Raw genomic sequence first — 22,735 nt, 5'->3', positions numbered from 1 at the left:
TGGTTTGTTCGTGGGACCGGCCAGTCGAAGCCGGGTTCAGATCGATCCTCTTTCCCAGACACGCCTTGCGATGAAAGCGCGTACGCCAACGTTTTTTTGAACCTCACCCGGCCTCGGCTTGCCCACTTCAGAGGTATTGCTTTGAATCATGTTCTAGAGGAGGGGTGTCATGCCCAGCACAGCACGCAAGGTCCGTTATGGTGTAGTGGCCGGCGGTTCGATTTCCCAGGGTGCGTTCATGCCCGGTATCGGGCAAACCGACAACTCGGAAATTACCGTCCTGGTCACCGGAGATGAGGAAAAAGCTCGGCAGTTGGGCGAGCGTTATGCCCTGCGCACCTACCATTACGACCAGTATGCTCAGATGCTCGCTGCGCGGGAGGTGGACGCACTGTACATTGCAACGCCCAATTTCCGTCACCGTGAGTTCGTAGTGCCGGCCCTCGAAGCCGGTATCCATGTGTTGCTCGAAAAACCCATGGGCATCAGCGAAGCCGATTGCAAAGCTATGATCGAGGTTTCGAAACGCACGGGTGCCAAGCTGATGGTTGCCTACCGCCTGCACTGCGAGCCGGGCACGCTGGACATGATCGAGCGCGTGCATAAGGGCGATTTCGGTGATCCCAGGTTGTTCACATCCATCTTCACGCAGCGTGTCAAACCTAATAACCACCGTGCCCAGAATGGTTTCGAGGCCGGGCCGGTACCGGACATGGGCCCCTATCCCCTGAACATGGTGCGCCAGTTGTTCAACGCCGAACCCATCGAAGTCTCGGCCATGGGTGTTCGATCGCCTGGCAGCACCATGGATACCTGGGATACGGTCACCGTGAGCCTGCGCTTCGAAGACGAGCGGCTGGCGCAGTTCACCGTCAGCTATACCTTGCCGTCTACCGAGCGGTTCCAGCTATTGGGCACCAAGGGCGAGATCGAGGCTTCGCCGTGCTTCGGTTATGGGGAAGGGGTTGCGATCAGCTACAGGGCCACCATCGATGGCGAGACGCGTGTGCACGTCAACCCTGTGGTGGACCAATTTGCTGGGGAAACGGCCTATTTCTCCGATTGCATCCTCAATAACGTCGCGCCCGAACCCGATGGGGAAGAGGGCTGGCGTGATGTACGGGTAGTCGAGGCAATCAAGCGAGCGCTTGAAGCCGGTACACCGCAACGACTCGAACCACTGCCCGCTCGGCCGTTCGCGCGTCGATCCGAGCAGCGCAGGGCTTTTGCCCTGGCCCCGGTACCGCCGATGGTTGATGCCGAGTCGCCGGCAGAATAACGGGCGAGCTGCGCGCCCCTTGAGGGCGCGCAGGCTTAATTACGCGGCGCGCTGTTCCGACTTGCTTTTGAGCAATTTCTTCTGCGCCATCATCGCCTGGCCCATTTCCTCGAGTTGCTGCTTACCCAGCAGCTTGCGTGCCGTGGGGAACAGCTCGCTTTCTTCTTCCTCGATGTGGTGCTCCAACAACTCTTTCATCACCTTGACCCGCCCTGCGAACTCAACCGTGCCGGTGTCTGTGCCTTCAAGGTCTGGCAGCACCAGTGAATCGACGGTACGGTGCTCTTCCTTAGCCTCGTAGTACATCTTTTCTTCTTCCTTCCCACCAGCTTCTTTGATGGCTGGATAAAGGATTTCCTCTTCCAGAGCGGTATGAATAGTGACTTCCTGCTTGATGCGTTCCAGCAGGTCGGCACGCTTTTTCACTGCGCGCTCTGTTGTCGAAGACAACTCTTCAAGCAGTTTCTTGACCAACTGATGGTCCTGGGTCAGCAATTCGATGGCGTTCATGGATCACCTCTGCAGGTTGTTGTAGTCACGGTTGCCATGGGTTGAGTCAAGCGCCAGGCCATCAGTTCCGCAGTGAAGATGACGTGCCTGGCGTGTCCCCTCATCGACACGGTGCGCGACCACCCAGTGCCAACGCTGCGCGTAGCGCCGCCAGGTGCGTGAGGCCCTGCGGCAGGTTGCCCAGGTACTCTGCAGTGTCAGGGTCGACCATCTCCGAATAGATACCTGCGCCATGATCGAGGCCTTGCAGGGCAGCTTCATAGGCGTGCTGCGCCCGTTGGTGCTGACCGAGCAGCACCCAGGCTTCCACCAGCCAGAACGTGCACGCCAGGAAGCAGCCTTCTTCCTCGACCGCACCGCTGTAGCGATAGTGGAAAGGTCCGGCCGATAGGCTGTGCTGCACAGCGTCCAGGGTGCTCTGCAGCCGCTCGGGCGCCGGATAGCCGAAGCGCACCGCCAGGGCGATGCCTGCGTCCAGCCGGTCGCTGCCTGGGTAGAACACATACGCCTGGCGGGCCTCATGCCAGCAGTGGGTTTCGATCCACTCGAAAACACGGTCACGCTCGCGCGCCCAGCGCTGCCGGCAGGTAGTGGGCAGATGCCCGCCGTCGGCCAGTTCGATGGCCCGGCTCAGGGCCTGCCAGCAGCTGATCTTCGACAAGGTGTAGTGCCGCGTTTCTGGCAGCTCCCAGATACCGGCATCCGGCTGGCGCCACTGGTCGGCGCATTGATCTGCCAGGCGTGACAGCAGCATCGCACTGCTGCCGTCCAGAATGTTGCCGGTGTCGATGAAGCAACGGGCAGTTTCGAATATGTCGCCGAATACGCCGTGCTGTAACTGGTCGCGGGCATCGTTACCCACTACGGGCGGCGATTGCTTGTAGCCCGGCAGGTCGATGGCGCGTGTGCATTCGCCCATGGCCCCGTCCAGGGTGTAGAAGACCTGCGCGCCATGCTCGGCCAGCCTGCGCAGCAACCAGGTAAATGCCGCCTTGGCTTCAGGCTGAGCGCCAATGCCGAGGAAGGCTTCGATGGTATACCCGGCATCGCGCACCCATGCGAAGCGGTAGTCATAGTTCTTGGTGCCGCCGATGCGCTCTGGCAGGGAGGTGGTGGCAGCCGCCATGATCGAACCGCTGGGCGATGACAGCAGCAGCTTGAGCGCCAGCGCGTTGCGTACCACCACTGACTGGTAGGGACCTTCATAGATGAGGCTTTGCGACCACTGCCGCCATTCGCGATCAGAGCCGTCGATTCGGTCATCGATCAAGCTGAGTGGCGGCACCACCAAGGGCTCGTCGTGTCCCGCGATCAAGGCCACTACAGTACGTTGCCCGGGCGAGGTGTCGAGCGTGGCGCGCACGCCCATATCGTCCTTGCGCCGCACGCTGAGCTGTTGGTCATGCAGGAACATCCCGAGAATATGGCCCGCGTGAAAAACGCAGCCATTGTCGTTGGGCATCAGGTACGGGCTCACCGTGTCGGCCTGGGTGCCGAAATCGATGGCGATTTCGAATGCGATCGACCCTTCGATGCCCTCGATACGACGGGCCAGTTCCGCCCAAGGTAGGCGCCCGGCAGGCCCACTGTTCAGCGATTCGGTCAACCGCGCCCGGCCGGTTGCAGTGATGTACTCGGTCTCCACCACGTTGCTGCCGGGGCGATAGCGACGCTTTGCCTGATAGGGCTGGGTCGGGGTGATGGCGAAGAAACCGCCGGTCCTGGGCGAGAGCAGTCGATCGAACAGAGGGGGCGAATCCATGTGCGGCACGCACCACCAGTCGATGGAGCCGTCCAGGCCTACCAGCGCTACCGATCGCCCATCGCCAAGGGCTGCATACTGCTCCAGCACCAGCCATCCACCGGCGTCCCGCTGGGGCTCGGCACATTGCCGCGGGCTTTCAGATACGTCTTCCACATTGCAGCTCCTGCACCATTGGTACTGATATGACTGAAGCGAAGCGACAACAGTTCGTCACCCATTGCACAGCAGCTAGACGAAGACCACTAAGTCAAAATAAATGGAATCTTTTGTTACGCCTTTGGCTCCATTAGGCTGAGTTTGATGGAGGAGAGTCCAATGGCTGGACAACAACTGTATGTGATCGAGTACGAGCTACACGGAGAATTCAGGACTTTCATCATTCGACTGGAACGTATGGACAACGCCGAGGCCTGGCACTGGGCTAGCTGCGATGCAGGTGTCGGTATCATTCCGAGGTTCGGTCAGCACAAGATCAAAAAAGTCAGCCGTCCCATGGCCGAGCGCTATGGGTTGACCAACGTGCGGTGGCGAGTCTCGGGCAAAGGTCCGGAGTTCGTCGCGCCCCCGGTGGACATGAAGAAATTTGCGGTTGCCACTGACAAGTCCTGAATTCGACCAGCTGCACGCCGGTGGCATATGCCCCGGCGTGTCCAAGCGTCTGTACCGAACCGTACAGGGCTACGGGTACAAGAATGTCGACAGTCGCACGGCGCTGTTGGCGCCGGCTCTCACGTGGCCTGTAACCTGGCCAGGTGCGTCGTTGCGCACGGTCAGGTGAACGGTGGCCATTCCTGCTTCGTCGGTCGCCACTTCAATGAGCATCGCCTTCCCTTGGGTTTGAGTGCGCAGCGGTTGAGGTTGCACGGTTTCGATGCTGGCTTCCTGAAGCATGCTCCCGCCGAGTTGTACCCAAACCGGCTTGCTCGGCGTTCCCTTCACGCTGATCGATAGCTCGACAGGGCTTGCGCTGCGACCTAGTCGCTTGTAGTGCACCTGTACCTTGCCATCAGCACTGGTCGCCCTGGCATCGATCAACCAAGGGCTGGCAGGCACTATGGCGATCGCCAAGCCCAGTGGTAGTAAAAGTGCAAGCCATTTGAAGCGTCCGGCGCGCCCAAAGCGGTGATGGGCAAAGGCGCCTTCGGGTGCTGGGTAATGCTTGGAAGTCATCGGGTACTCGTTCATCAAGGTGTGATCAGGCCCGTTCGCCGCGTAGCCAACGTTGGTGATAATGCGCCAGTTGCGACAGTCCATAGGCCGCCCCCTGGCGCATCACCTCGTCACGCTCGCCAAAAAAGCGTTGGGTGGCGGTGAAAACGGCAAGCGGCTCTCCGGAGAACGCCCAGGCAAAACACAGCGTACCGGGCGGAGTTTTGCCTTGCGCGGCAGGCCCTGCGACCCCTGTGGTGGCAATGGCGACGGTCGCGTCGCTGTCTTTCAATGCGCCTAATGCCATTTCCCATGCAACCGCTTCGCTGGTCAGGCCATAACGCTCGATGGTCACGGGGCTAACGCCCAGCAAGCGCTGTTTGGCAGTGGGGGAGTAAACGACATAGCCGCTTTCAAGCACCTCGGCGGTGCCTGGCAGGGCGGCCAGGGCCGCTACCATGGCGCCTGCGGTGCAGGATTCGGCAGTGGTCAAAACTAGGTCATGTTTTTTCAAGTACTCGAAGACGGACTCAATCGCGTCGATGGCCATACCTGTAACTCGCGCAGCATTTTGCAGTGGACGCGAGCGCTACGCTGTTGGTTCACTGCAAGTGCGTCCGCCCGTCCATCGTGCAGCAATCGAGCTGAACTTAGCGGGACTTCCAGGCTTCCTTTTTAAAGAAGGTTGAGAAACCGGTCAAAAGGGAGAGCGGTTATGAACGAGCCTGTGACGTACTTCTGGATCGCCGTGGCGGTCCTGATCCTACTAGTGGACCTGTGGGCCATCGTCAGTGTGTTTCGTAGCGACAAGACCGATGCCACAAAGGCGGCCTGGGCCCTGTTGCTCCTGGCTCTGCCTGTGGCGGGTCTGGCGATCTGGGGTATCTGGGGACCGCGTGGCATCAAACGCGGTACTGGACCCTCTTCCCCTGAACATAGCAAAGGCTGAGGTGTCTTCATGAGCACATCGAATGAGCAGGACGCCAAGCGCGTGGAGCAAGCGCGCACCACGGGCGAAAAAGAGCGAGACAACGACGCTCAGCGCCCAGACGGGTCTACGGGCACCGAGCAGGACACTACGGCGCAGAAGACCGCAAGGGACGTGCCTGCGCACAAGCCGTAAACCAATGTTCAGCCAGCTTTGCTACATCGCGCGATGTCTACGGCAGCCAATGCTGTTGACCCGTGCATGGGCACTCACCCTGGCCATGGATAGTTTCTAGGAGCCGTACTGTGCCACGTATTATCACCCCAGCCACCCCAGAGCACGAAATCCAGGAGCATAATGCTCGCATGTTCGGCTCGCCCAAGGAGCGGTTGGACTTCTACCGACAGGAAATCCAGTACGAGACGAGTATCCTTGCTAACCGTACGGATGCTTACCTGGCCGCCCAGTCCTTTTTAGTCATTGCGTATGCCTCAGCCATGGGCAATACCAATCAGAGCTGGGGCGAAATGTTCACGCTGGTGGTGCCGCCCTTTTTGGCGCTGCTTGGTGTACTCAGTTCACTGAACGCCTGGCCAGGTATTCACGCTGCCTACAAGATCATCGAGCATTGGCAACTCAAGCAAAGTCATCTGCTGCGAAGCGAACCCATGATGGGGCTGGCTTACGACGAATCGCCATTATTTAGCGAAACCGAGACTTCCCAGGCCGGCCATCGCAAGTCTTTGCTGTTCTCGCTGCGTACACCCTGGATTTTCCTCGTATGCTGGGTATTGCTCGGGTCATACGCCATATTTATTCAACTGGCGTGAAAACCAGACCTTCCAACTCTTGTGCGTGAGGCTCAGAATAGGCGTCTTTTGCGCTTAATAGCGTGCCTGTAGCCGATGCTTGTTTTCAGGAAGTTCGAGGTCGATCGATGAATCAACGTACCGCTGGTGTCGCTGCCAGTGGCCAGGATGATGCCGCGCTAACCGCAGAGCGGTTGCAGCTTGCGCTGGATGCGGGTGCGATCATCGGCGCATGGGTGTGGGATATACCCAATGACAGGGTGACGGCCGATGAGCGATTCTCGCATTCGTTTGGCTTGCCGCTGGCCAGATGCCTGACGGGGATGCCTCTGGCGGAAGCATTTGCCTCCATCTATCCCGATGACCGTGAACGCGTCGCGCAAGCCATCCAGGCGGCCATGGCCCTGGGCGGCCCGTTTAGGTGTGAATACCGGGTCCGCCAGGACGATGGCTGCTATCGCTGGGTTGAAGCCAACGGTCGGGTCGAACTCGACGAGCAGGGCGTTGCGGTGCGCTTTCCGGGCGTGCTGATGAACATCGAGTCGCGTCGCAAGGCCCAGGCCGAACGCGACCGTATGTCCGCGTTGCTGCGTACCTTCACTGCCGCGGTCCCCGGCGTGGTTTATGCCAAGGACCTGAACGGGCGCATGCTGGTGGCCAACCATGGCGCCACGCAGCTGATCGGCAAGCCGCCGGAGTTCTACCTGGGCAAGACCGACCTTGAGTTCCTTGAGGATAAGGATCAGGCCAGGCAGGTGATGGAAACCGATCAGCGTGTGATGGCCGGCGGGACGGCCGTCCAGGTCGAAGAGCGGGTGGACATGCCAGACGGCTCGGCCACGTATTGGCTATCGGTCAAGGCGCCCCTGCTCAGCGACGAGGGGGAGGTGATCGGCCTGGTTGGATCTTCCATCGACGTCACCGCCCGCCGGCAGGTAGAGGAGCAACTCCTCGAGCTCAACCGAACGCTCGAGGCGCGTATTGCCCAGGCAGTAGCCGAGCGAGAGGAGGCCGAAGCGGCTTTGCATCAGGCCCAGAAAATGGAAGCCGTCGGGCAACTGACTGGGGGCATTGCCCATGACTTCAACAATTTGTTGGCGGGCATTTCCGGCAGTCTGGACCTGATCAGGTCTCGCCTGGCCCAGGGCCGTCTTGAGGACGTGGAACGCTACATGACCGTGGCTTACGGTGCTACACGCAAGGCCGCCGCGCTGACCCATCGACTTCTGGCGTTCGCCAGGCGCCAAACCCTGGTGCCTGTGCAGACCGATGTGCATGCGCTGATCGATGGCATGGCTGAGCTCGTGCGCCGCACGGTAGGCCCCTGCGTGAAGCTTGAGGTTCAGTTGTCCGCTTCATTGCACACTTGTCTGGTCGATCCAGCACAGCTTGAGAACGCATTGCTGAACCTTTGCATCAATGCGCGCGATGCCATGGACGGGAATGGCCGGATTTGCATTCAGACCGCAGACCAACGCATCGACGGTGATGCGGACCCGGAGATTGCTTCGGGCGATTACCTGAGCATATGCGTCACGGATGAGGGTATTGGTATGGACGCCGCGACCCTCTCCAGGGCGTTCGAGCCATTCTTCACCACCAAGCCACTGGGTGCAGGGACGGGCTTGGGCCTCTCGATGGTGTACGGTTTCGCCCGCCAGACCGGCGGGCATGTGCATATCGATTCGGCACCAGGGCAAGGAACTCGGGTGTTTGTGCAATTACCAAGTCACGGTGGGCCTGCCCGAGTGGTCAGCGACAGCGTTACCCCCATAGTGAGTCACCAGGCGCGGCCGGGTGAAACGGTATTGGTGGTGGACGATGAAGCGTCGGTGCGCCTGTATGTCAGTGAAACGCTCAGTGGTATGGGCTATGTCGTCATCGAAGCAGCCGACAGCCTAGCGGGCTTGCAATTGCTGCGCTCGGACACTCGAATCGATCTGTTGATCACCGATGTCGGGCTGCCTGGCGGGCTGGACGGCAGGAAGATGGTGGACGTTGCCAGGGGAACACGGCCGCGGCTACCGGTGTTGTTTATCACGGGATACGCACCGCCCGCGCCTGGGCAGCAGAGCTGGCCTGCCCACGGCGGCATGGTGCTGAGCAAGCCATTCGATCAACAGACGCTGGTCAAGGCCCTGATCACCCTGATGCACCCTTGAGGTCTGGCCTGGCCCACTGGCAGTGGGCCAGGCCCTGACAAGGCTCGGTGCCGCTTAGATCGCTACTTCAGGCGCCAATGTACCCGCTGCCGCACCGGGAACCAGAATCACCTTGCGGCAATCATCCTTTTTCTGATCGAACATCTTGTAGCCCATCGCCGCTTCCTCGAGCGCCAACCGATGCGTCACGATCAATTCAGGTTGCAGCCGACCGGCCTCGATGTGCTCGAGCAGTTCTGGCAAGAACTTCTGCACATGGGTCTGGCCCATCTTGAAGGTCAGGCCCTTGTCGAATGCGTCGCCGAAGAGAAAACCATGAATGAACCCGGCATACACACCAGGGACGCTGACCACGCCGCCGCGCCGCACGGCAGCAATGCATTGACGCAACGCCTTGCCACTGCTGCCTTCGATCTTGAGGGCTGTCATGACGGTTTCGGTGGTGCTGCCCTTGGCCTCGAAGCCCACTGCATCAATGACGGCATCAACGCCGCGCATGCCTGGGGTCAGCCGAATGATGCTGTCGGCAGGGTCATCGTCCTGCTCGAAATTGATTGGCACTACCCCATAGGCGTCACGGGCAAACGTCAGGCGGTAGTCGTTGTCATCGACCAGGAAAATTTTTTGAGCGCCCAGCATGCGGGCGCAGGCCGCACTCAACAGGCCCACGGGGCCCGCACCGTAGATGGCTACCGTCGAGCCCTGGCCCACTTGCGCGTTGGTCACCGCCTGCCAGGCGGTGGGCAGAATATCCGACAAGAACAGCACCTTGTCGTCGGACAGCGAGGTCGGCACCTTGAAGGGGCCTACATTGGCCTTGGGTACCCGTACATAGTCCGCCTGGCCACCCGGGATGCCACCATACAAATGGCTGTAGCCGAACAACGCTGCACCGGGTGGAATGACTTTCTTGTTGATGATGGCGCCGCGGCCGGTATTGGTCGTCTCGCAGGCGGCAAACAAGTCGTGCTGGCAGAAGAAGCAGCCGCCACAGGCGATCACGAACGGAATCACCACGCGGTCGCCAACTTGCACATTGGTCACCGCGCGGCCGACGTCCTCGACGACCCCCATGAACTCGTGGCCAAAAATGTCGCCGTGTTCGGTTTGTGGGATCTTGCCGTGATACAGGTGCAGGTCAGACCCGCAGATAGCGGTAGCCGTGACTCTCAGAATGATGTCGTCAGCCTCTTGCAGGATGGGGTCCGGAACCGTGTCGACCCTTACATCCTGTGCACCGTGGTACGTCAATGCTCTCATGGTTCAACTCCTGCGAAGGCGGTTGTGCTATGCAGGTGAAACCACAAGGTAAGCAAAAGTTCAGGTCGAAAGCTTGACCGGTGTATGCCGGAGCGTCCTTGTTCAGGCTGCCAGTAACGGCAGGCGTATCGTGAAGGTGGTACCGAGCGCTGCATCCGTAGCGACGCTGATATCGCCACCATGGGCCAGCGTTATTTCGCTGACGATAAACAACCCCAACCCGACAGAGCGCACCGCGTCGGCACGGTCCGTGCCCCGGGTCATCGGCGCAAACAGGGACGTAAGCAAGGTGTCGGGGATGCAAGGGCCATGGTTGTGCACGCTGACGACGGCGCCATGTTCATGAAGGTCAGTGGTGATGGTGACGGGGTGAGCGAGGTCACCATAGGCCACGCTGTTGGCCACCAGATTGCCAATCATCTGCTGCACGCGATCCGGGTCCAGTGCAAGTTGCCCTTTGCCTTTGCAAAGGTGACGAATGCGCGCCTGGGCGAAGGCGACTCTCAATTCGTTTACGCTCTGATCGACCGTTGAACACAGGTCTATCGGTTGGCGGCGGATGGTAATGCCTTGGCCAATTCTGACCGAGGCAAAGTCGAGCAGGTCAGCGATCATGCGCCTGGCGCGTTCCGAGGAATGGCTGATACTGCCCAGCAGGCGTCTTTCCTTGTCCCTGTGCTCGCCGCGTTCGAGCAACTGCGTAGCCATCTTGATCGCAGTTAGCGGGTTTTTCAGGTCATGGCTGGCGATGGCGACCATCTGCTCGGCAAAAGCTGCACGTCGTTGGGCGCTCTGGTAGGCGTCGGCCAGTTCAGCCTTGGCCTGCTGCAATGCAGCTTCGGCCTCAGTAGTCTGCGCCAGCAATTGCTCGGCTCGGCGCCGGGCGGTAAGTAATTCACGCTCGTAGCGATCACGCTCGATGGTGCCGAACAACGCCAGTTCGTGGAACACGCCGTGGGCATATTGACGGCGCACGCCATTGAGTAACATGGTGATGACGTGACCGGCGCGGTGCCGGACCTCGAGCTTCACCTCGGCCACCGAACCCTGCATTCTCATCAGTGGCGCCCAATGGGTCTGATGGAAGATGCGTCCGCCCATGGTCAACAGCTCCTGAAACCTGCACTGCGCCAGGTCCTCGGGCGCGTAGCCCAACCATTTGCAGAAGGTCTGGTTGACCTTCACGATCATTCCGGTCTCAGTGGTGACTACCAGACCGCAGGGTGCCCCTTCGAACAACACGTCGACAGGCGGTGTCTCGCCTGCCCCCGTCATGGCCCCGGTGCCCAGGGTTGCAGGAAGGCATCCATGGCTTGGGAACAGGCTGTAGGGGCGCTCATGTGCGGGCAGTGGCCGATGTTGTCGATCAGGCACAGCGTGCTGTTGGGTAGCACTGCATTGAGGTACTGGCCTACGGAAACCGGGGCGATAAGATCGTCGATGGATTGGAGAATCAGTACAGGTGTGGGCAAACCTTGCACATCCAGCCGGTTGTCAGACAGGAACGTGACACGCGCGAACTGCCGCGCGATGTCTGGATCGGTGCGGCAGAAGCTGTTGGTCAGCTCCTCGCTCAGCATGGGCTGGCCGGGCGCCCCCATGATCACCGGCGCCATGGTGCTCGACCAGCCCAGGTAATTGCTGTCCAGGGTTTCAAGCAGTTCGTGGATATCCTGATGCTTGAAACCGCCAATGTAATCACCATCGTCGATATAGCACGGGGAAGGACCCACCATCACATGGGCCGCAATGCGACCCGGTTGCTGCCTGTCCGCCAGTGCGCCGATCATGGCGCTGACCGAGTGGCCGACCAGAATCACGGTGCCTTGGCCATATTCGGTGACTATCTCGTTCAGATCCGTCGCATAACCTGCCAGGGAGTCATAGCGAACGCGATCATAGGCAGTCAGGTCCGACTGCCCGGCGCCGACCAGATCGTAGGTCACGGTGCGAAAGCGCGCTTGAAAATGCGGTAAAAGGTACTTCCACATCGATTGATCGCAGCCAAAACCGTGGGAAAAGATCAACGTGACAGGGCCTGCGCCCGCAATGCGCACGTTGTTACGCTTAGATAAGGTCATGGCTTTCCAAGAGGCTGTGCAGCATCCGTGGCAGGGTGGGTAGGGCATGCTTGGCCATCGTCGGCAGTTGACGCTACCGCTTAACAGCAAGTGTAGGCCCAAGATGACGAGTCGACATTGGCTAGCGAATAATAGTTTCGTAACGAGCCCAAGTAGGCGGAGCAATTTGCCGCTTGGCGTTGTCAAGAAGTGACCAGTTGCACCATTGCCCAACCAGGAGAGTCACGTGACGGACAAGAAGGCCCGCGTCAGCAATCAGGCGACCGGAGACATATCCAACCTGCCGCACGACATGTTTTTTGCTGCCGTGCAAACGACGCGCATGCCCATGATCGTGACCGATCCCGGCCGCGACGACAATCCTATCATCTTTGCCAATCGCGCGTTTCTGGAAATGACCGGATATGAAACCGGTGAGATCATCGGGCGAAATTGTCGTTTCCTGCAGGGGCCGGAAACCGAGCGGACGGTGGTCGACGCCATCCGTGAGGCGATCGAGAAGCGCGTGGACATCGCTACCGAAGTGCTTAATTACCGCAAGGACGGTTCCAGTTTCTGGAATGCGCTGTTCATCTCGCCGATTTTCAACGAGCGTGGCGACCTGATCTACTTCTTCGCCTCGCAGCTGGACGTCAGCCGTCGTCGCGATGCCGAGGATGCGCTGCGTCAGGCGCAGAAGATGGAAGCCCTGGGTCAGTTGACGGGCGGCATTGCCCACGACTTCAATAACCTGCTGCAAGTGATGGGCGGTTACATGGGGCTGGTGGCCAGCGAGACCGACAAGGCGCAGCCTGACCTGAGTCGCATTCGCCGAAGCGTCGGGCACGCGCAAACGGCGGTCGATCGTGCCAGCACCCTCACCAAGCAGTTGCTGGCCTTTGCTCGCAAGCAGAAATTGCACGGCCGGGTGCTCAACCTCAATCATCTGCTCGATGACGTGGTCCCTATCATTGAGCGCACCTTCGGTGCCGAGGTGACGGTCGAATACGACTTGGAAGAGCACTTGCGCAACTGTCGCATCGACCCGACCCAGGCCGAAGTGGCGCTGTTGAACATCTTCATGAACGCCCGGGACGCCCTGATCGGCCGCAAACGGCCCCATGTATTCATCGAAACGCGGAACGTGCATGTAAGCGACATCAATCTGTCCTTCGATGGCCTGTTGCCAGGCAGTTACGTGAGCATCTCCATTACCGACAATGGCATCGGCATGCCTGCCAGCATTCGAGACCGTGTCATGGACCCTTTCTTCACCACTAAGGAGGAGGGAAAGGGTTCAGGGCTAGGGCTGTCCATGGTGTACGGGTTCGCGCGTCAGTCCGGTGGTGCTGCCCGGATCTACACCGAAGAGGGCGAAGGCACCACGCTGCGCTTGTATTTCCCGGTGGACGAAGCCAGCCCGATTCAGGAAAAGCCCGTGAAGCTGGTTGAACGCAGTTCCGGCACCGAGAGGATTCTCATTGTCGAAGACCGCCCTGATGTCGCCGAGCTGGCCAAAATGGTGCTGGAAAACTATGGCTATGACGCCGACATGGTGCTCAACGCACGCGAAGCGCTAAAACTCATCGAAGCAGGTGAGCGCTATGACTTGTTGTTCACCGACCTGATCATGCCCGGGGGCATGAATGGGGTGATGCTGGCGCGCGAGGTGCGTCGTTTGCAGCCGCAGATCAAGGTGCTGCTCACGACCGGCTACGCGGAAAACTCGATTGAACGCACCGACATCGGCGGCTCTGAATTCGATGTGATTTCCAAGCCCTGCCAGCCCCATGATCTGGCACGCCGTGTGCGGCAGGTACTCGATGGTCATACGGGCATTGTGTGAGGCTGGCGCGGCTGAACACCAATCGAAGTGAACCATCGGTTATTCCCTGGGCTCGATTGAAAAAGCGAGCGCAGGGAAACTGGCATGACGGCATTCATTGAGCAGCCTACCAATGACCTGATGCACCTGGAGGCAATCAACCGTTGGTTCTCGACCTTCGATGATCACGCGTTACGCAACGCCTGCCCCAGTGCCTACCGCGAGGAATTGCTAAGCCAAGCAGACGAGATGAGACGTCTCCAACTGATCGCTTGGCAGCAGTGGCGGGATCTTCGACAACTGGTTGACAGGTCATTGCAGCGAGCATCAAAAGGCTTCGGTCATTCAACAAATGGATGATTCGGTTCGCATGCAACATTCGCCCACTGCTTAAACAAGTATTTTTCGCACATGCCCTGCTAGAACATTCAGTCGCTCAAGCGCTTTGACCTGATAATTTTGTCAGTCGTGTAATTCAAGGCAACTTGCTAACGTCTAGCTCTGAGTTCTGAATGCAAGGGTTGGGCGCGGAATGCGAATCTACTGTAGTGTCGGGGCATGTTTGCTTTGCGCGTTCAGCGCAGGCGCGCAGGCGGATTTTAACTTTGTTCACCCTGGAATACTGACGTCCGAGGTGCAGTTGCGGTATGTGCGTGACCACAAGCATCTCGAGCCTTGGGCGACATCCATGCACGCTGCTTTGGCGTCACCGTTGGCTGACAGAAATTATCGGGCTAGGCCTTGGAGCATTGTTCACTGCGGTGCGTATTCTGTACCGGATTACGGGTGCTCGGACGAAATCCGGGATGCTCAGGCTGCCTACTTGCAAGCGCTGTTGTGGCGTTATACAGGGGACCCTGCATATGCCGAAAATGTACGGGAAATCTTCAAAGCCTGGACTGAAACGTTAAAGCAGCATACGGGCAATAACAGGCGCCTGCAAGCCTCATGGGCCGCTCAATTGTTTACCCGTGCAGCGGAGATCGTCAAGTATAGCTAGGGGGCTGGCCGCAGGTTGAAAAGGATGCTGTGACGAGAATGTTTAGGGAGCAATACCGACCGTATGCCAGCCAGATGTTTCTGCCTAGTACCGGTAATGACTTCAAAAACAACAGTAACTGGCAGGCCAGTGCTGTAGAAGCCTTGGTTAATATAGCAATCTTCACTAAGGATGAGCAGGGCTTCCATGAAGCACTCAGCAAGTGGAAATCATTGCTGGGCAGTTATATCTATCTGCCGTGGGACGGAGCGCGACCCTTGGACGCAGTGTGGTTTGGACGCTCTTATAACGAAGTCATGCAGAAATGGGGTAACCCCACCCGACTCATTAGCGGCATGCCGATGGAATTTTGTAGAGACTTGCCTCACTCAGGCTATGGTGTCGCAGCACTGATCAATGTTGCGGAGACGGCACGCATTCAAGGGGTTGATCTCTACCAAGAATACGCTACACGGTTGACACAAGGGATGGAAACATTATCCCGCTATAGCCTGGACCTTTACGAGCAGAACAGTGATTATCCACAGATATGCGGTAAACGCGTTGACGGATGGCCTCGGGGCACCCTCTTCATCGGGTACAATCAATACGCCATGCGCCTCGGAATGTCGCTACCCTATACGCTTGAATTTATCGAAAAGCATCCGACGTTTGCTGGCCATGTACATTATCAGTGGGAGCGGTTGACCCATTACGGCGTGCCCTAGTGGGGTGTTTCAAACGTGTCGCTGAAAAGCGTTCGCCTAGCGCCCGCGTTGATGTGCAGAGCAATGGACAGCAAAGTGATTCCATGCCGTTTGGAGTTTTGTGTTCTAGTTGCAGGGTTGTGTAGGACGGGGTGAGCCTGCTGTATGGTGTTCAGGGCTTGAAGCCGGCTCTTCTCATATACGCAACGCATCAACGCACTAGGCGCGTGGGGCGGGGGTAATTTCAGCCTAACGATGGGTGAGGCCTGTCGACAAACAGCGTATCAGTGAAGAGCTAGAAGTCCTTTCCAGGTGGGCTTGATTCCAAACGCTTGCCAGTTAAACATGGCGCAGGCTGGAAGAATCGCGTGTCACGACTCATCCGCCGTGTACACCAGTGGCTGCAGTTGCCGGGTTTACTTTGCAGCATTTGACTGCTGCAAAAGCCTTGGAACTTAATCATGCCGCTGGCTGCGCCCGCAGCGACGTTGAACGCGCAAGCTGATCACTGATCACGCCAATGAAATGATCCAGGGTCCAGGGCTTGGGCAGGAACACGGCGCCAGAGGGTAGGGCGTGGCTTGAAGGGTCGTGATAACCACTCATGACCACGATGCGAGTGTCAGGCTGCGACTGGCCGACCTGATAGGCCAACTCCAGGCCGTTGACCGCGCCAGGGGTGCGGACATCGGTCAGGAGCATCGAAAATGCAGAGCGCGAGGTAATTTCCAGACCTTCTTGTGCTGTTTCCACGCTGGTTACCGCTACGCCCAGATCTTCAAGGGCGATGGCAATCAGCTCACGGATGATAGGTTCGTCCTCAACCAGCAGAACGGTTGGACAGCTGGGGAATTCGCACGTTTTCATGGCAATACTCTGGCTCTGCGCACGCTGAATAAAGGGAACATCCGATGTAGGCTTGCAGCCAGAGGTGCAAGCGATAACTGTGCGCTACCGTTATGACCTCGGGCTGTAGCAAAAAATTCCGTCTCTGAGCAGTTGCCTTTTCACCAGCGCAGAAATAGGGGTCAGGCGCCGGGTTCCTGGGCTACCCGTTTCAGCAATGCCTTGGCAGTTGCCTCTGACGATGCCGGGTTCTGCCCTGTGATCAAATGCCCATCCTCGACCACATGGCTTGCCCAGTCCTCGGCCTTGGCGTAGTTCGCCCCATGGTCACGTAGCATATCTTCCACCAGAAACGGAACGACGTCGGTCAGGCCCACAGCTTGCTCTTCACTGTTAGTAAAGCCCGTGACCTTTTTGCCCTTCACGACAGGGTGACCGTCAGGCGCTTTGACGTTCTTCAGAACACCTGGGGCGTGGCATACCGCTGCGATGGGCTTGTTGGAGGCATAAAAGGCTTGCAACAGCACGATCGAGTCCTGGTTCTCGGCCAGATCCCACAGGGGGCCGTGGCCGCCTGGATAGAACACGGCGTCGAAATCATAGGGGTCGATTTCGCCAAGGGGTACGGTATCGGCCAGGGCAGCCTGGCCCTCGGTGTCTTTGGCGAAGCGTCGGGTGGCCTCGGTCTGGGCATCGTCTTCGTCACTTTTCGGGTCCAGCGGCGGCTGTCCGCCTTTTGGCGAGGCGAGCGTGACGTCGGCTCCGGCATCCACGAATGCGTAATAAGGTGCCGCGAACTCTTCCAGCCAGAAGCCGGTTTTCTTGCCGGTGTCACCCAATTGATCGTGGGACGTCAACACCATCAGGATCTTCTTCATGCAGGTCTGTCCTCCAGCTCGGGATGTGCGGGCTGCTGCCCTGATAAAGGGTGTGAGTGCGGCAAACGGTCAGCGTTCCATGGAGGTGAGCGTCAGGCTTGCCGATGCTACGGTTCAACAGGGCGTAGGACATGGCCTGGCGTGGGTAAGGGCTCGGTGCCATGCGGCGGTCACAAAGCTGTAACACAGCTGATGCAAAGTGTGCCGGCCATCACACGGAGCGCTTTCAATGATACGCCTGATGAAGTCTGCTGCACTCGCCGTCGCGGTCTCCCTTTGCGCCACATCGGCTTCGATCGCCGCAGAAAACATTCGCCTGACCGGTTCCGGGGCCAGCTTCCCCGCACCTATCTACCTGACCTGGTTCAAGGACTTCAGCAAGAAATCCGAGGGTGTGACCGTCGACTACCAGTCCAAGGGCAGCGGCGCCGGGGTGCAGGATTTCCTGAACAGGACCGTTGACTTTGCTGCCAGCGACTCGGCCATGAGTGAGGCCGACATGGCCAAGGTCAGTGAGGGCGTGCAACTGCTGCCCATGACCGCCGGCGAGATCGTGCTGGCCTACAACCTGCCAGGCAATCCCAAAGGGCTCAAGCTGCCGCGCGAGGTGTACTCCAACATCTTCCTTGGCAAGATCACGCGCTGGAACGACCCCCAGATCGCAGCCGCCAACCCCGAGCTCAAGCTGCCCGATACCCCCATCACCGTCGTGGTGCGTGCCGACTCCAGCGGCACGACAGCGGTGTTCACCAAGCACCTGTCGGCCATCAATGCCGACTTCAAGCAAGAACTGGGTGAGGGCAATACCGTCAACTGGCCGGCTACTGACAAGTTCATCAAGTCACCGAAAAACGATGGCGTGACCGCCACCGTACGCCAGACCCCAGGCGCCATCGGCTACATCGAGTACGGTTTTGCCAAGCTGGCCAAGGTGGACTTCGCCCAATTGCAGAACAAGGCTGGGCAGTACGTGGTGCCCAATGCCGAAAGCGGCGCCGAGGCCCTGGCCGCCGTGAACATGCCGGAAAACCTGGTGGCCTGGCTGCCTGATCCGGACGGCGCCAAGTCCTACCCCATCACCTCCTACACCTGGATGATCTTCCGCAAGGACAATGGCAACCCCGCCAAGGCCAAGGCCATGCGCGAGATGGTCGAGTACAGCCTCACCGAAGGGCAGAAAATCGCCGACTCGATGGGCTACATCCCGCTGCCCCCCTCGGTGGTCGAGCAAGTGCGCAATGCCTCCGCCAACATCAAGTGATACCGGCGTCCCCGGCGTGCGCCTGACACGCCGGGGGTGTCAGCACCCTGTCCCGGAACCTGCCAATGAACACACCTTTCGACCTACCGGATAACCCCGACTCCGCCTGCCGGCCGCCGTCTGCCAAGGACGTGCTGGTGGACCGCACCTTCCGTGCGCTGGCCCGCATTGGGGTTGTGCTGGTACTGGCACTGGTCTTCGCACTGGTTTACGAAGTGGGGCGCAAGGCCTTGCCGGGCATCGAGAAGCATGGCTTCGATGTGTTGTTGGGCAGCGTCTGGGACGTCAACCAAGGCAAGTACGGCATTCTTCCGGCCATCTGGGGGACGCTGTACAGCGCATTCATCGCCTTGCTGATCGCCGGTTTCTTCGGCGTCAGCATGGCCATCTTTCTGACCCAGGATTTCCTGCCGGCCAGGCTCGCGGCCGTCTTTCGCACCATTGTCGAGCTGCTGGCCGCTATCCCGAGCGTGGTGTACGGGCTGTGGGGCATCTATGTGGTGATTCCAGCCATACGGCCACTGACCACATGGCTCAACAGCGAGCTGGGCTGGATCCCGTTCTTTGGCACGTCCCTGAGCGGGCCGGGGTTGCTGCCGGCAGCCTTGGTGCTGGCGATCATGATTCTGCCGACCATCGCCGCTGTCTCCCAGGACGCGCTGACCAGTGTGCCGATGAAAACCAAGCAAGCCGCCTACGGCATGGGCACGACGCACTGGGAGGCGATTCTCAAGGTCATGGTGCCCTCGGCCGCGACCGGCATCTTTGGCTCGCTGGTGCTGGGCCTGGGCCGCGCCCTAGGGGAGACCATGGCCCTGGCGATGCTGGTGGGCAACGCCAACACCATCTCCCTGTCACTGTTCGCGCCGGCCAATACCCTGGCAGCGCTGCTGGCATTGAACTTCCCCGAAGCCGGGCCGAATGAGGTGGAAGTGCTGATGTACGCCGCCCTGGTGCTGATGTTCATCACCCTGCTGGTGAACGTATTGGGCTCGATGATCATGCTCTACGCGCAACAAGGTAACCGCTGATGACCGATCTCTCCACCCCAGTGGCCGCGCTGCCAAGCCTGCAGCGCAAGCTCGAAGGACGGGCGCTGCGCAGCGTACTGCTGACCACATTGGCCTGGCTCGCCGCGCTGGTGGCCAGCGTGCCCCTGATTTCGGTGTTGTACATGCTCATCACCCGTGGTGGAGCACGGCTGAATCTGGAAGTGTTCACCGAGCTGCCGCCAACCGGCTTCGAAATGGGGGGCGGCTTCGGCAATGCCATGGCCGGTACCCTGGTCATGGTCGGCATTGCAGCGGCCATCGCTGTGCCGGTGGGCATCCTGGCCGCCGTGTTCCTGGCCGAGCTTGGGCCTGACAGCAAGCTGGCCAACGCCGCACGTTTCGCCGCCAGGATGCTGACCGGCTTGCCGTCCATCCTGGCCGGCGTGTTCGCCTATGCCCTGGTGGTGATGACCACCGGAACCTACTCGGCGCCGGCAGGCGGCGTGGCGTTGGCCGTCCTGATGCTGCCAATCGTGGTCCTGACCGCCGAGGAAGCCATGAAGATGGTGCCCAAGATCATGAAGGACGCCGCCTACGGCATGGGTTGTACCCGGGCCCAGGTGATCTGGAAGATCGTGTTGCCCACCGGCCTGCCAGCCATCCTGACCGGCGTCATGCTGGCCGTGGCCCGGGCGGCCGGCGAAACCGCGCCGCTGCTGTTCACCGCGTTGTTCAGCAACTACTGGATCTACCACGATGGCAGCCTGGCGGTGATGAACCCGACCGCTTCGCTGGCGGTGCTGATCTACAACTTCTCCGGCATGCCGTTCGACAACCAGTTGGAGCTCGCCTGGGCGGCATCGCTGGTTCTGGTAATGATCGTGCTGGTTATCAACATTCTGAGCCGAGTATTCGGCAAGCCCAAGTACTGATAGGGAGCATTCGACGTGAACGTATCCACCGCCCAAAGAGCCGCTCCCCTGGCCAGCGAAACCCCCATCGTCATGGATTGCAAGCTGGACAAGATCTTCTACGGCAACTTCATGGCCGTGCGCGACAGCCACGTGCCGATCCGCAAGAACGAGATCACTGGCTTCATCGGCCCGTCCGGTTGTGGCAAAAGCACCGTGCTGCGCAGCCTCAACCGCATGAACGACCTGGTCAAGGGCTTTCGCTTCGAAGGCCATGTGCACTTTCTGGGGCAGGACGTCTACGGCAAAGGGGTCGATCCAGTCGTGGTGCGTCGCTACATCGGCATGGTGTTCCAGCAGCCCAACCCGTTCTCGATGAGCATTTTCGACAACGTGGCCTTCGGTCTGCGCCTGAACCGCTACAAAGGCGACATCGGCGACCGGGTCAAGCATGCCCTGCAAGGCGCTGCGTTATGGGATGAAGTGAAGGACAAGCTCAAGGTCAGTGGCCTGTCCCTGTCCGGTGGCCAGCAGCAGCGCTTGTGCATTGCCCGGGCCATCGCCACCGAGCCCGAAGTGTTGTTGCTCGATGAACCCTGTTCGGCCCTGGACCCGATCGCGACCCGGCGGGTGGAGGAGCTGATGGTGGAGTTGAAAAAGGATTACACCATTGCGCTGGTGACCCACAACATGCAGCAGGCCATTCGCGTGGCCGACACCACGGCGTTCTTTTCGGTCGACATTTCCCAAGGCACCCGCACGGGCTATCTGGTAGAGATGGGTCCCACTACCCAGATCTTCCAAGACCCTCGTGAACAGCTGACCGCCGACTACATCAGTGGCAAGTTCAGCTGACCCTCGCTTGAGAACGCCCGCGCGCCAGTGCCAGGACGGCCCAGGCCCGCGGCTGCCTTTACTCGAATACCGTACTCAGGGACATCCGATGCCAGCGACACCCCGCCTGGATCTCAATGCCGTCGAGCACGCCCTGCGCCAAGTGCAGGCGCATTTTGCCGAGCTCAGCCGCCACTTCACCGAGCCTCGCGACCCGTTCACGGACGAGGTGCTGTGCAACGTGCTGGAGGGCTACGCGCTGGTCGATCACTATGTGGCGCGCGGCATCGACCTGTTTCACCTGCAGCAGGTGAACCTGATGCTGGAAATCAATGCCACCGTGCTCTGTGGCAGCGACGCCGCCCGTCGCGAGGAGTTCGCCGCGCACCTGGCCGCTACCGAAGCCCATTTTTTCAACAACGTCGAAGGCGGCATCAAGGACTTGTACAACTGGTACTGCGGTTATGGCAGCGATTCGGTATGGAAGCGGGCTGCCGGTGTATACGTGCGCATCCTCAGCAAGCCGCAGCTGTTCATCGAAGGTAATAACCGTACCGGCTCGCTGATCGTCAGCTATCTGCTGATGCGCGCAGGCTTGCCGCCATTCGTGTTGTCGCTCGAGAACGCCGAAGGCTACTTCAATCCTTCGTCAGTCATCCGCAACTCGGCCAAGCATGGCGTCAAGGCGCTGTACGAGCTGCCCAAGATCAAGAAAAAGTACGCCGCGTTCCTGGAAGCCCATGCACCGGCGCCCGACACGTTTTTCCTGCCAACCCCCCTGCGCGAGAGGAGCCTTCGATGAGTCGCGGATCAGCCTGGCAGCGCTGCCGAGCGGTGCTCGACAGCGCTACACGTCAAGCCCAAGTGCGCATCTCGTTCGATATCGACGATACCTTGGCCTGCCTGCCCGAACACGCCGAAGCCGAGCCGAATCGGCTGCCGAGCTTCATCCACCGCTGGCTGGGCGAGCCCCTGCGCAGCGGTACCCGCGAACTGATCAGCGACCTGCGCCGCCAGGGTTGCAGCGTGTGGATCTACACATCGTCCGGCCGCACGCCGGCCTATATCCGCCGCTGGTTGCTGCTGTACGGCATCCGTGTCGATGGCGTGGTCAACAGCGACCGCCACCAGCATATGCTGGGCCAGCGGGGGCTGGTCAATTCCCCGTCCAAGCTGCCTTCGGCGTTCGACATCGACCTGCATGTGGACGACTCCGACGGTGTACGGCTCGAGGGGCTCGAACATGGTTTTCGCGTGGTAGTGGTGTGCCCCCAGGACGACCAATGGACGCAGAAGGTCAAGCAAGCGGCTACCGATGTTCAGGCCATGCTGGCTTGGCAGCAACCTCATCGCTTTAGCACAGCACGTGCGCAGCGCGGATCGATGCTCGCTTCCTGACCCGCCAGAGGCCAGGCAGGCCACAGCTGGTAGGCGTTCCCATTCATACGCTTGGCTACCTGCCTGCCGGTCTTCGGTGTCCATCATTGATGCGTAAGCCCTAGGTCGCACGACCCGGCACAGCCCGTAGTGGTCCCAAACCACCGGGCCTTGCACGCCCTTCGCAAGCAGGCTCAAGACTG

At 59.7% G+C, this 22,735-nt stretch carries 25 protein-coding genes; 16 read left to right on the top strand and 9 right to left on the bottom strand.

Annotation, left to right across the window (positions count from 1 at the left end; all coding sequences use genetic code 11):
- Positions 1–169: 169 nt before the first annotated feature.
- Positions 170–1,279 carry a Gfo/Idh/MocA family protein gene (locus B2J77_RS11980; RefSeq protein ID WP_058637276.1) on the top strand — a complete coding sequence of 370 codons (1,110 nt, stop codon included), beginning with the start codon at positions 170–172 and terminating at the stop codon, positions 1,277–1,279.
- A 39-nt stretch (positions 1,280–1,318) separates the two neighbouring features.
- On the opposite strand, the gene B2J77_RS11975 is transcribed toward B2J77_RS11980, so the two are convergent.
- Both B2J77_RS11975 and B2J77_RS11970 read right to left on the bottom strand, forming a co-directional pair.
- Positions 1,319–1,789: a hemerythrin domain-containing protein gene (locus B2J77_RS11975; RefSeq protein ID WP_058637275.1), complete on the bottom strand. Its 471-nt coding sequence runs from the start codon at positions 1,787–1,789 to the stop codon at positions 1,319–1,321.
- A gap of 100 nt (positions 1,790–1,889) precedes the next feature.
- The gene (locus B2J77_RS11970; RefSeq protein ID WP_078479432.1) at positions 1,890–3,644 is read right to left on the bottom strand and encodes a glycoside hydrolase family 15 protein; all 1,755 of its coding nucleotides are present in this window, start codon (positions 3,642–3,644) and stop codon (positions 1,890–1,892) included.
- Positions 3,645–3,869: 225 nt separating this feature from the next.
- Between B2J77_RS11970 and B2J77_RS11965 the strand changes: the two genes are divergently transcribed.
- Positions 3,870–4,163 carry a DUF6555 family protein gene (locus B2J77_RS11965; protein ID WP_023535998.1) on the top strand — a complete coding sequence of 98 codons (294 nt, stop codon included), beginning with the start codon at positions 3,870–3,872 and terminating at the stop codon, positions 4,161–4,163.
- A gap of 69 nt (positions 4,164–4,232) precedes the next feature.
- Here the strand turns inward: B2J77_RS11965 and B2J77_RS11960 are convergent, their stop codons facing one another.
- Positions 4,233–4,724 carry a hypothetical protein gene (locus B2J77_RS11960; RefSeq protein WP_058637273.1) on the bottom strand — a complete coding sequence of 164 codons (492 nt, stop codon included), beginning with the start codon at positions 4,722–4,724 and terminating at the stop codon, positions 4,233–4,235.
- Positions 4,725–4,749: 25 nt separating this feature from the next.
- Complete coding sequence (locus B2J77_RS11955; protein ID WP_058637272.1) at positions 4,750–5,253, bottom strand: CinA family protein; 504 nt, start codon at positions 5,251–5,253, stop codon at positions 4,750–4,752.
- 165 nt (positions 5,254–5,418) lie between these two features.
- On the opposite strand from B2J77_RS11955, the gene B2J77_RS11950 reads away from it, so the two are divergent.
- From B2J77_RS11950 to B2J77_RS11940, 4 genes are all read left to right on the top strand, one after another.
- Entirely contained in the window at positions 5,419–5,652 is a 234-nt protein-coding gene (locus B2J77_RS11950; RefSeq protein ID WP_028687006.1) for a PLDc N-terminal domain-containing protein, read from the top strand.
- A gap of 9 nt (positions 5,653–5,661) precedes the next feature.
- Complete coding sequence (locus tag B2J77_RS21520) at positions 5,662–5,826, top strand: hypothetical protein (RefSeq protein ID WP_167340246.1); 165 nt, start codon at positions 5,662–5,664, stop codon at positions 5,824–5,826.
- A gap of 110 nt (positions 5,827–5,936) precedes the next feature.
- Positions 5,937–6,461, top strand: coding sequence for a hypothetical protein (locus tag B2J77_RS11945; protein ID WP_023536033.1), 525 nt, complete (start codon positions 5,937–5,939; stop codon positions 6,459–6,461).
- A gap of 107 nt (positions 6,462–6,568) precedes the next feature.
- Entirely contained in the window at positions 6,569–8,602 is a 2,034-nt protein-coding gene (locus B2J77_RS11940) for a hybrid sensor histidine kinase/response regulator (RefSeq protein ID WP_078478729.1), read from the top strand.
- Positions 8,603–8,656: 54 nt separating this feature from the next.
- Here B2J77_RS11940 and B2J77_RS11935 read toward each other — a convergent pair whose 3' ends face one another.
- The 3 genes from B2J77_RS11935 to B2J77_RS11925 form a co-directional block, all read right to left on the bottom strand.
- Positions 8,657–9,862, bottom strand: coding sequence for a zinc-dependent alcohol dehydrogenase (locus tag B2J77_RS11935; RefSeq protein WP_058637270.1), 1,206 nt, complete (start codon positions 9,860–9,862; stop codon positions 8,657–8,659).
- Between the two features lie 102 nt (positions 9,863–9,964).
- The gene (locus tag B2J77_RS11930; RefSeq protein ID WP_058637269.1) at positions 9,965–11,137 is read right to left on the bottom strand and encodes a PAS domain-containing sensor histidine kinase; all 1,173 of its coding nucleotides are present in this window, start codon (positions 11,135–11,137) and stop codon (positions 9,965–9,967) included.
- Entirely contained in the window at positions 11,134–11,943 is an 810-nt protein-coding gene (locus B2J77_RS11925; RefSeq protein ID WP_058637268.1) for an alpha/beta fold hydrolase, read from the bottom strand. Before B2J77_RS11925 ends, B2J77_RS11930 begins: the two co-directional genes overlap by 4 nt.
- 226 nt (positions 11,944–12,169) lie before the next feature.
- Here B2J77_RS11925 and B2J77_RS11920 point away from each other — a divergent pair, with 226 nt between their 5' ends.
- The 4 genes from B2J77_RS11920 to B2J77_RS11910 all read left to right on the top strand — a co-directional run bounded on the left by B2J77_RS11920 (position 12,170) and on the right by B2J77_RS11910 (position 15,454).
- The gene (locus B2J77_RS11920) at positions 12,170–13,768 is read left to right on the top strand and encodes a hybrid sensor histidine kinase/response regulator (protein WP_058637267.1); all 1,599 of its coding nucleotides are present in this window, start codon (positions 12,170–12,172) and stop codon (positions 13,766–13,768) included.
- Between the two features lie 84 nt (positions 13,769–13,852).
- Positions 13,853–14,107 (top strand): hypothetical protein, encoded by a 255-nt coding sequence (locus B2J77_RS11915; protein WP_058637266.1) that lies wholly within the window; start codon positions 13,853–13,855, stop codon positions 14,105–14,107.
- A gap of 172 nt (positions 14,108–14,279) precedes the next feature.
- Positions 14,280–14,747, top strand: coding sequence for an alginate lyase family protein (locus tag B2J77_RS21925; RefSeq protein ID WP_153302509.1), 468 nt, complete (start codon positions 14,280–14,282; stop codon positions 14,745–14,747).
- Positions 14,748–14,821: 74 nt separating this feature from the next.
- Positions 14,822–15,454, top strand: coding sequence for a hypothetical protein (locus B2J77_RS11910; protein ID WP_323368211.1), 633 nt, complete (start codon positions 14,822–14,824; stop codon positions 15,452–15,454).
- A gap of 438 nt (positions 15,455–15,892) precedes the next feature.
- On the opposite strand, the gene B2J77_RS11905 is transcribed toward B2J77_RS11910, so the two are convergent.
- Positions 15,893–16,300 (bottom strand): response regulator, encoded by a 408-nt coding sequence (locus B2J77_RS11905; protein ID WP_058637264.1) that lies wholly within the window; start codon positions 16,298–16,300, stop codon positions 15,893–15,895.
- A 161-nt stretch (positions 16,301–16,461) separates the two neighbouring features.
- On the bottom strand, positions 16,462–17,157 hold the full coding sequence (locus tag B2J77_RS11900) for a type 1 glutamine amidotransferase domain-containing protein (RefSeq protein ID WP_058637263.1): 696 nt from the start codon (positions 17,155–17,157) through the stop codon (positions 16,462–16,464).
- A gap of 229 nt (positions 17,158–17,386) precedes the next feature.
- Between B2J77_RS11900 and pstS the strand changes: the two genes are divergently transcribed.
- From pstS to B2J77_RS11865, 6 genes are all read left to right on the top strand, one after another.
- Positions 17,387–18,418 (top strand): phosphate ABC transporter substrate-binding protein PstS, encoded by a 1,032-nt coding sequence (gene pstS, locus B2J77_RS11890; RefSeq protein ID WP_078478727.1) that lies wholly within the window; start codon positions 17,387–17,389, stop codon positions 18,416–18,418.
- A gap of 65 nt (positions 18,419–18,483) precedes the next feature.
- Entirely contained in the window at positions 18,484–19,449 is a 966-nt protein-coding gene (pstC, locus tag B2J77_RS11885; RefSeq protein WP_078478726.1) for a phosphate ABC transporter permease subunit PstC, read from the top strand.
- The gene (gene pstA / locus B2J77_RS11880; protein WP_058605232.1) at positions 19,449–20,342 is read left to right on the top strand and encodes a phosphate ABC transporter permease PstA; all 894 of its coding nucleotides are present in this window, start codon (positions 19,449–19,451) and stop codon (positions 20,340–20,342) included. Before pstC ends, pstA begins: the two co-directional genes overlap by 1 nt.
- A gap of 72 nt (positions 20,343–20,414) precedes the next feature.
- Positions 20,415–21,176, top strand: coding sequence for a phosphate ABC transporter ATP-binding protein PstB (gene pstB, locus B2J77_RS11875; RefSeq protein WP_042139286.1), 762 nt, complete (start codon positions 20,415–20,417; stop codon positions 21,174–21,176).
- An 88-nt stretch (positions 21,177–21,264) separates the two neighbouring features.
- Positions 21,265–21,957, top strand: a complete 693-nt coding sequence (locus B2J77_RS11870; RefSeq protein ID WP_058637260.1) for a hypothetical protein — start codon at positions 21,265–21,267, stop codon at positions 21,955–21,957.
- A complete protein-coding gene (locus B2J77_RS11865) occupies positions 21,954–22,553 on the top strand; it encodes a hypothetical protein (RefSeq protein WP_058637259.1) in 600 nt (199 codons plus the stop codon). The genes B2J77_RS11870 and B2J77_RS11865 overlap by 4 nt, the downstream gene beginning before the upstream one ends.
- Positions 22,554–22,735 lie beyond the last annotated feature (182 nt).

The organism is Pseudomonas parafulva (assembly GCF_002021815.1).
Lineage (GTDB): Bacteria > Pseudomonadota > Gammaproteobacteria > Pseudomonadales > Pseudomonadaceae > Aquipseudomonas > Aquipseudomonas parafulva_B.
Note: the sequence above shows the minus strand (reverse complement) of the source record. Positions and strands in the feature narration are given on the sequence as shown.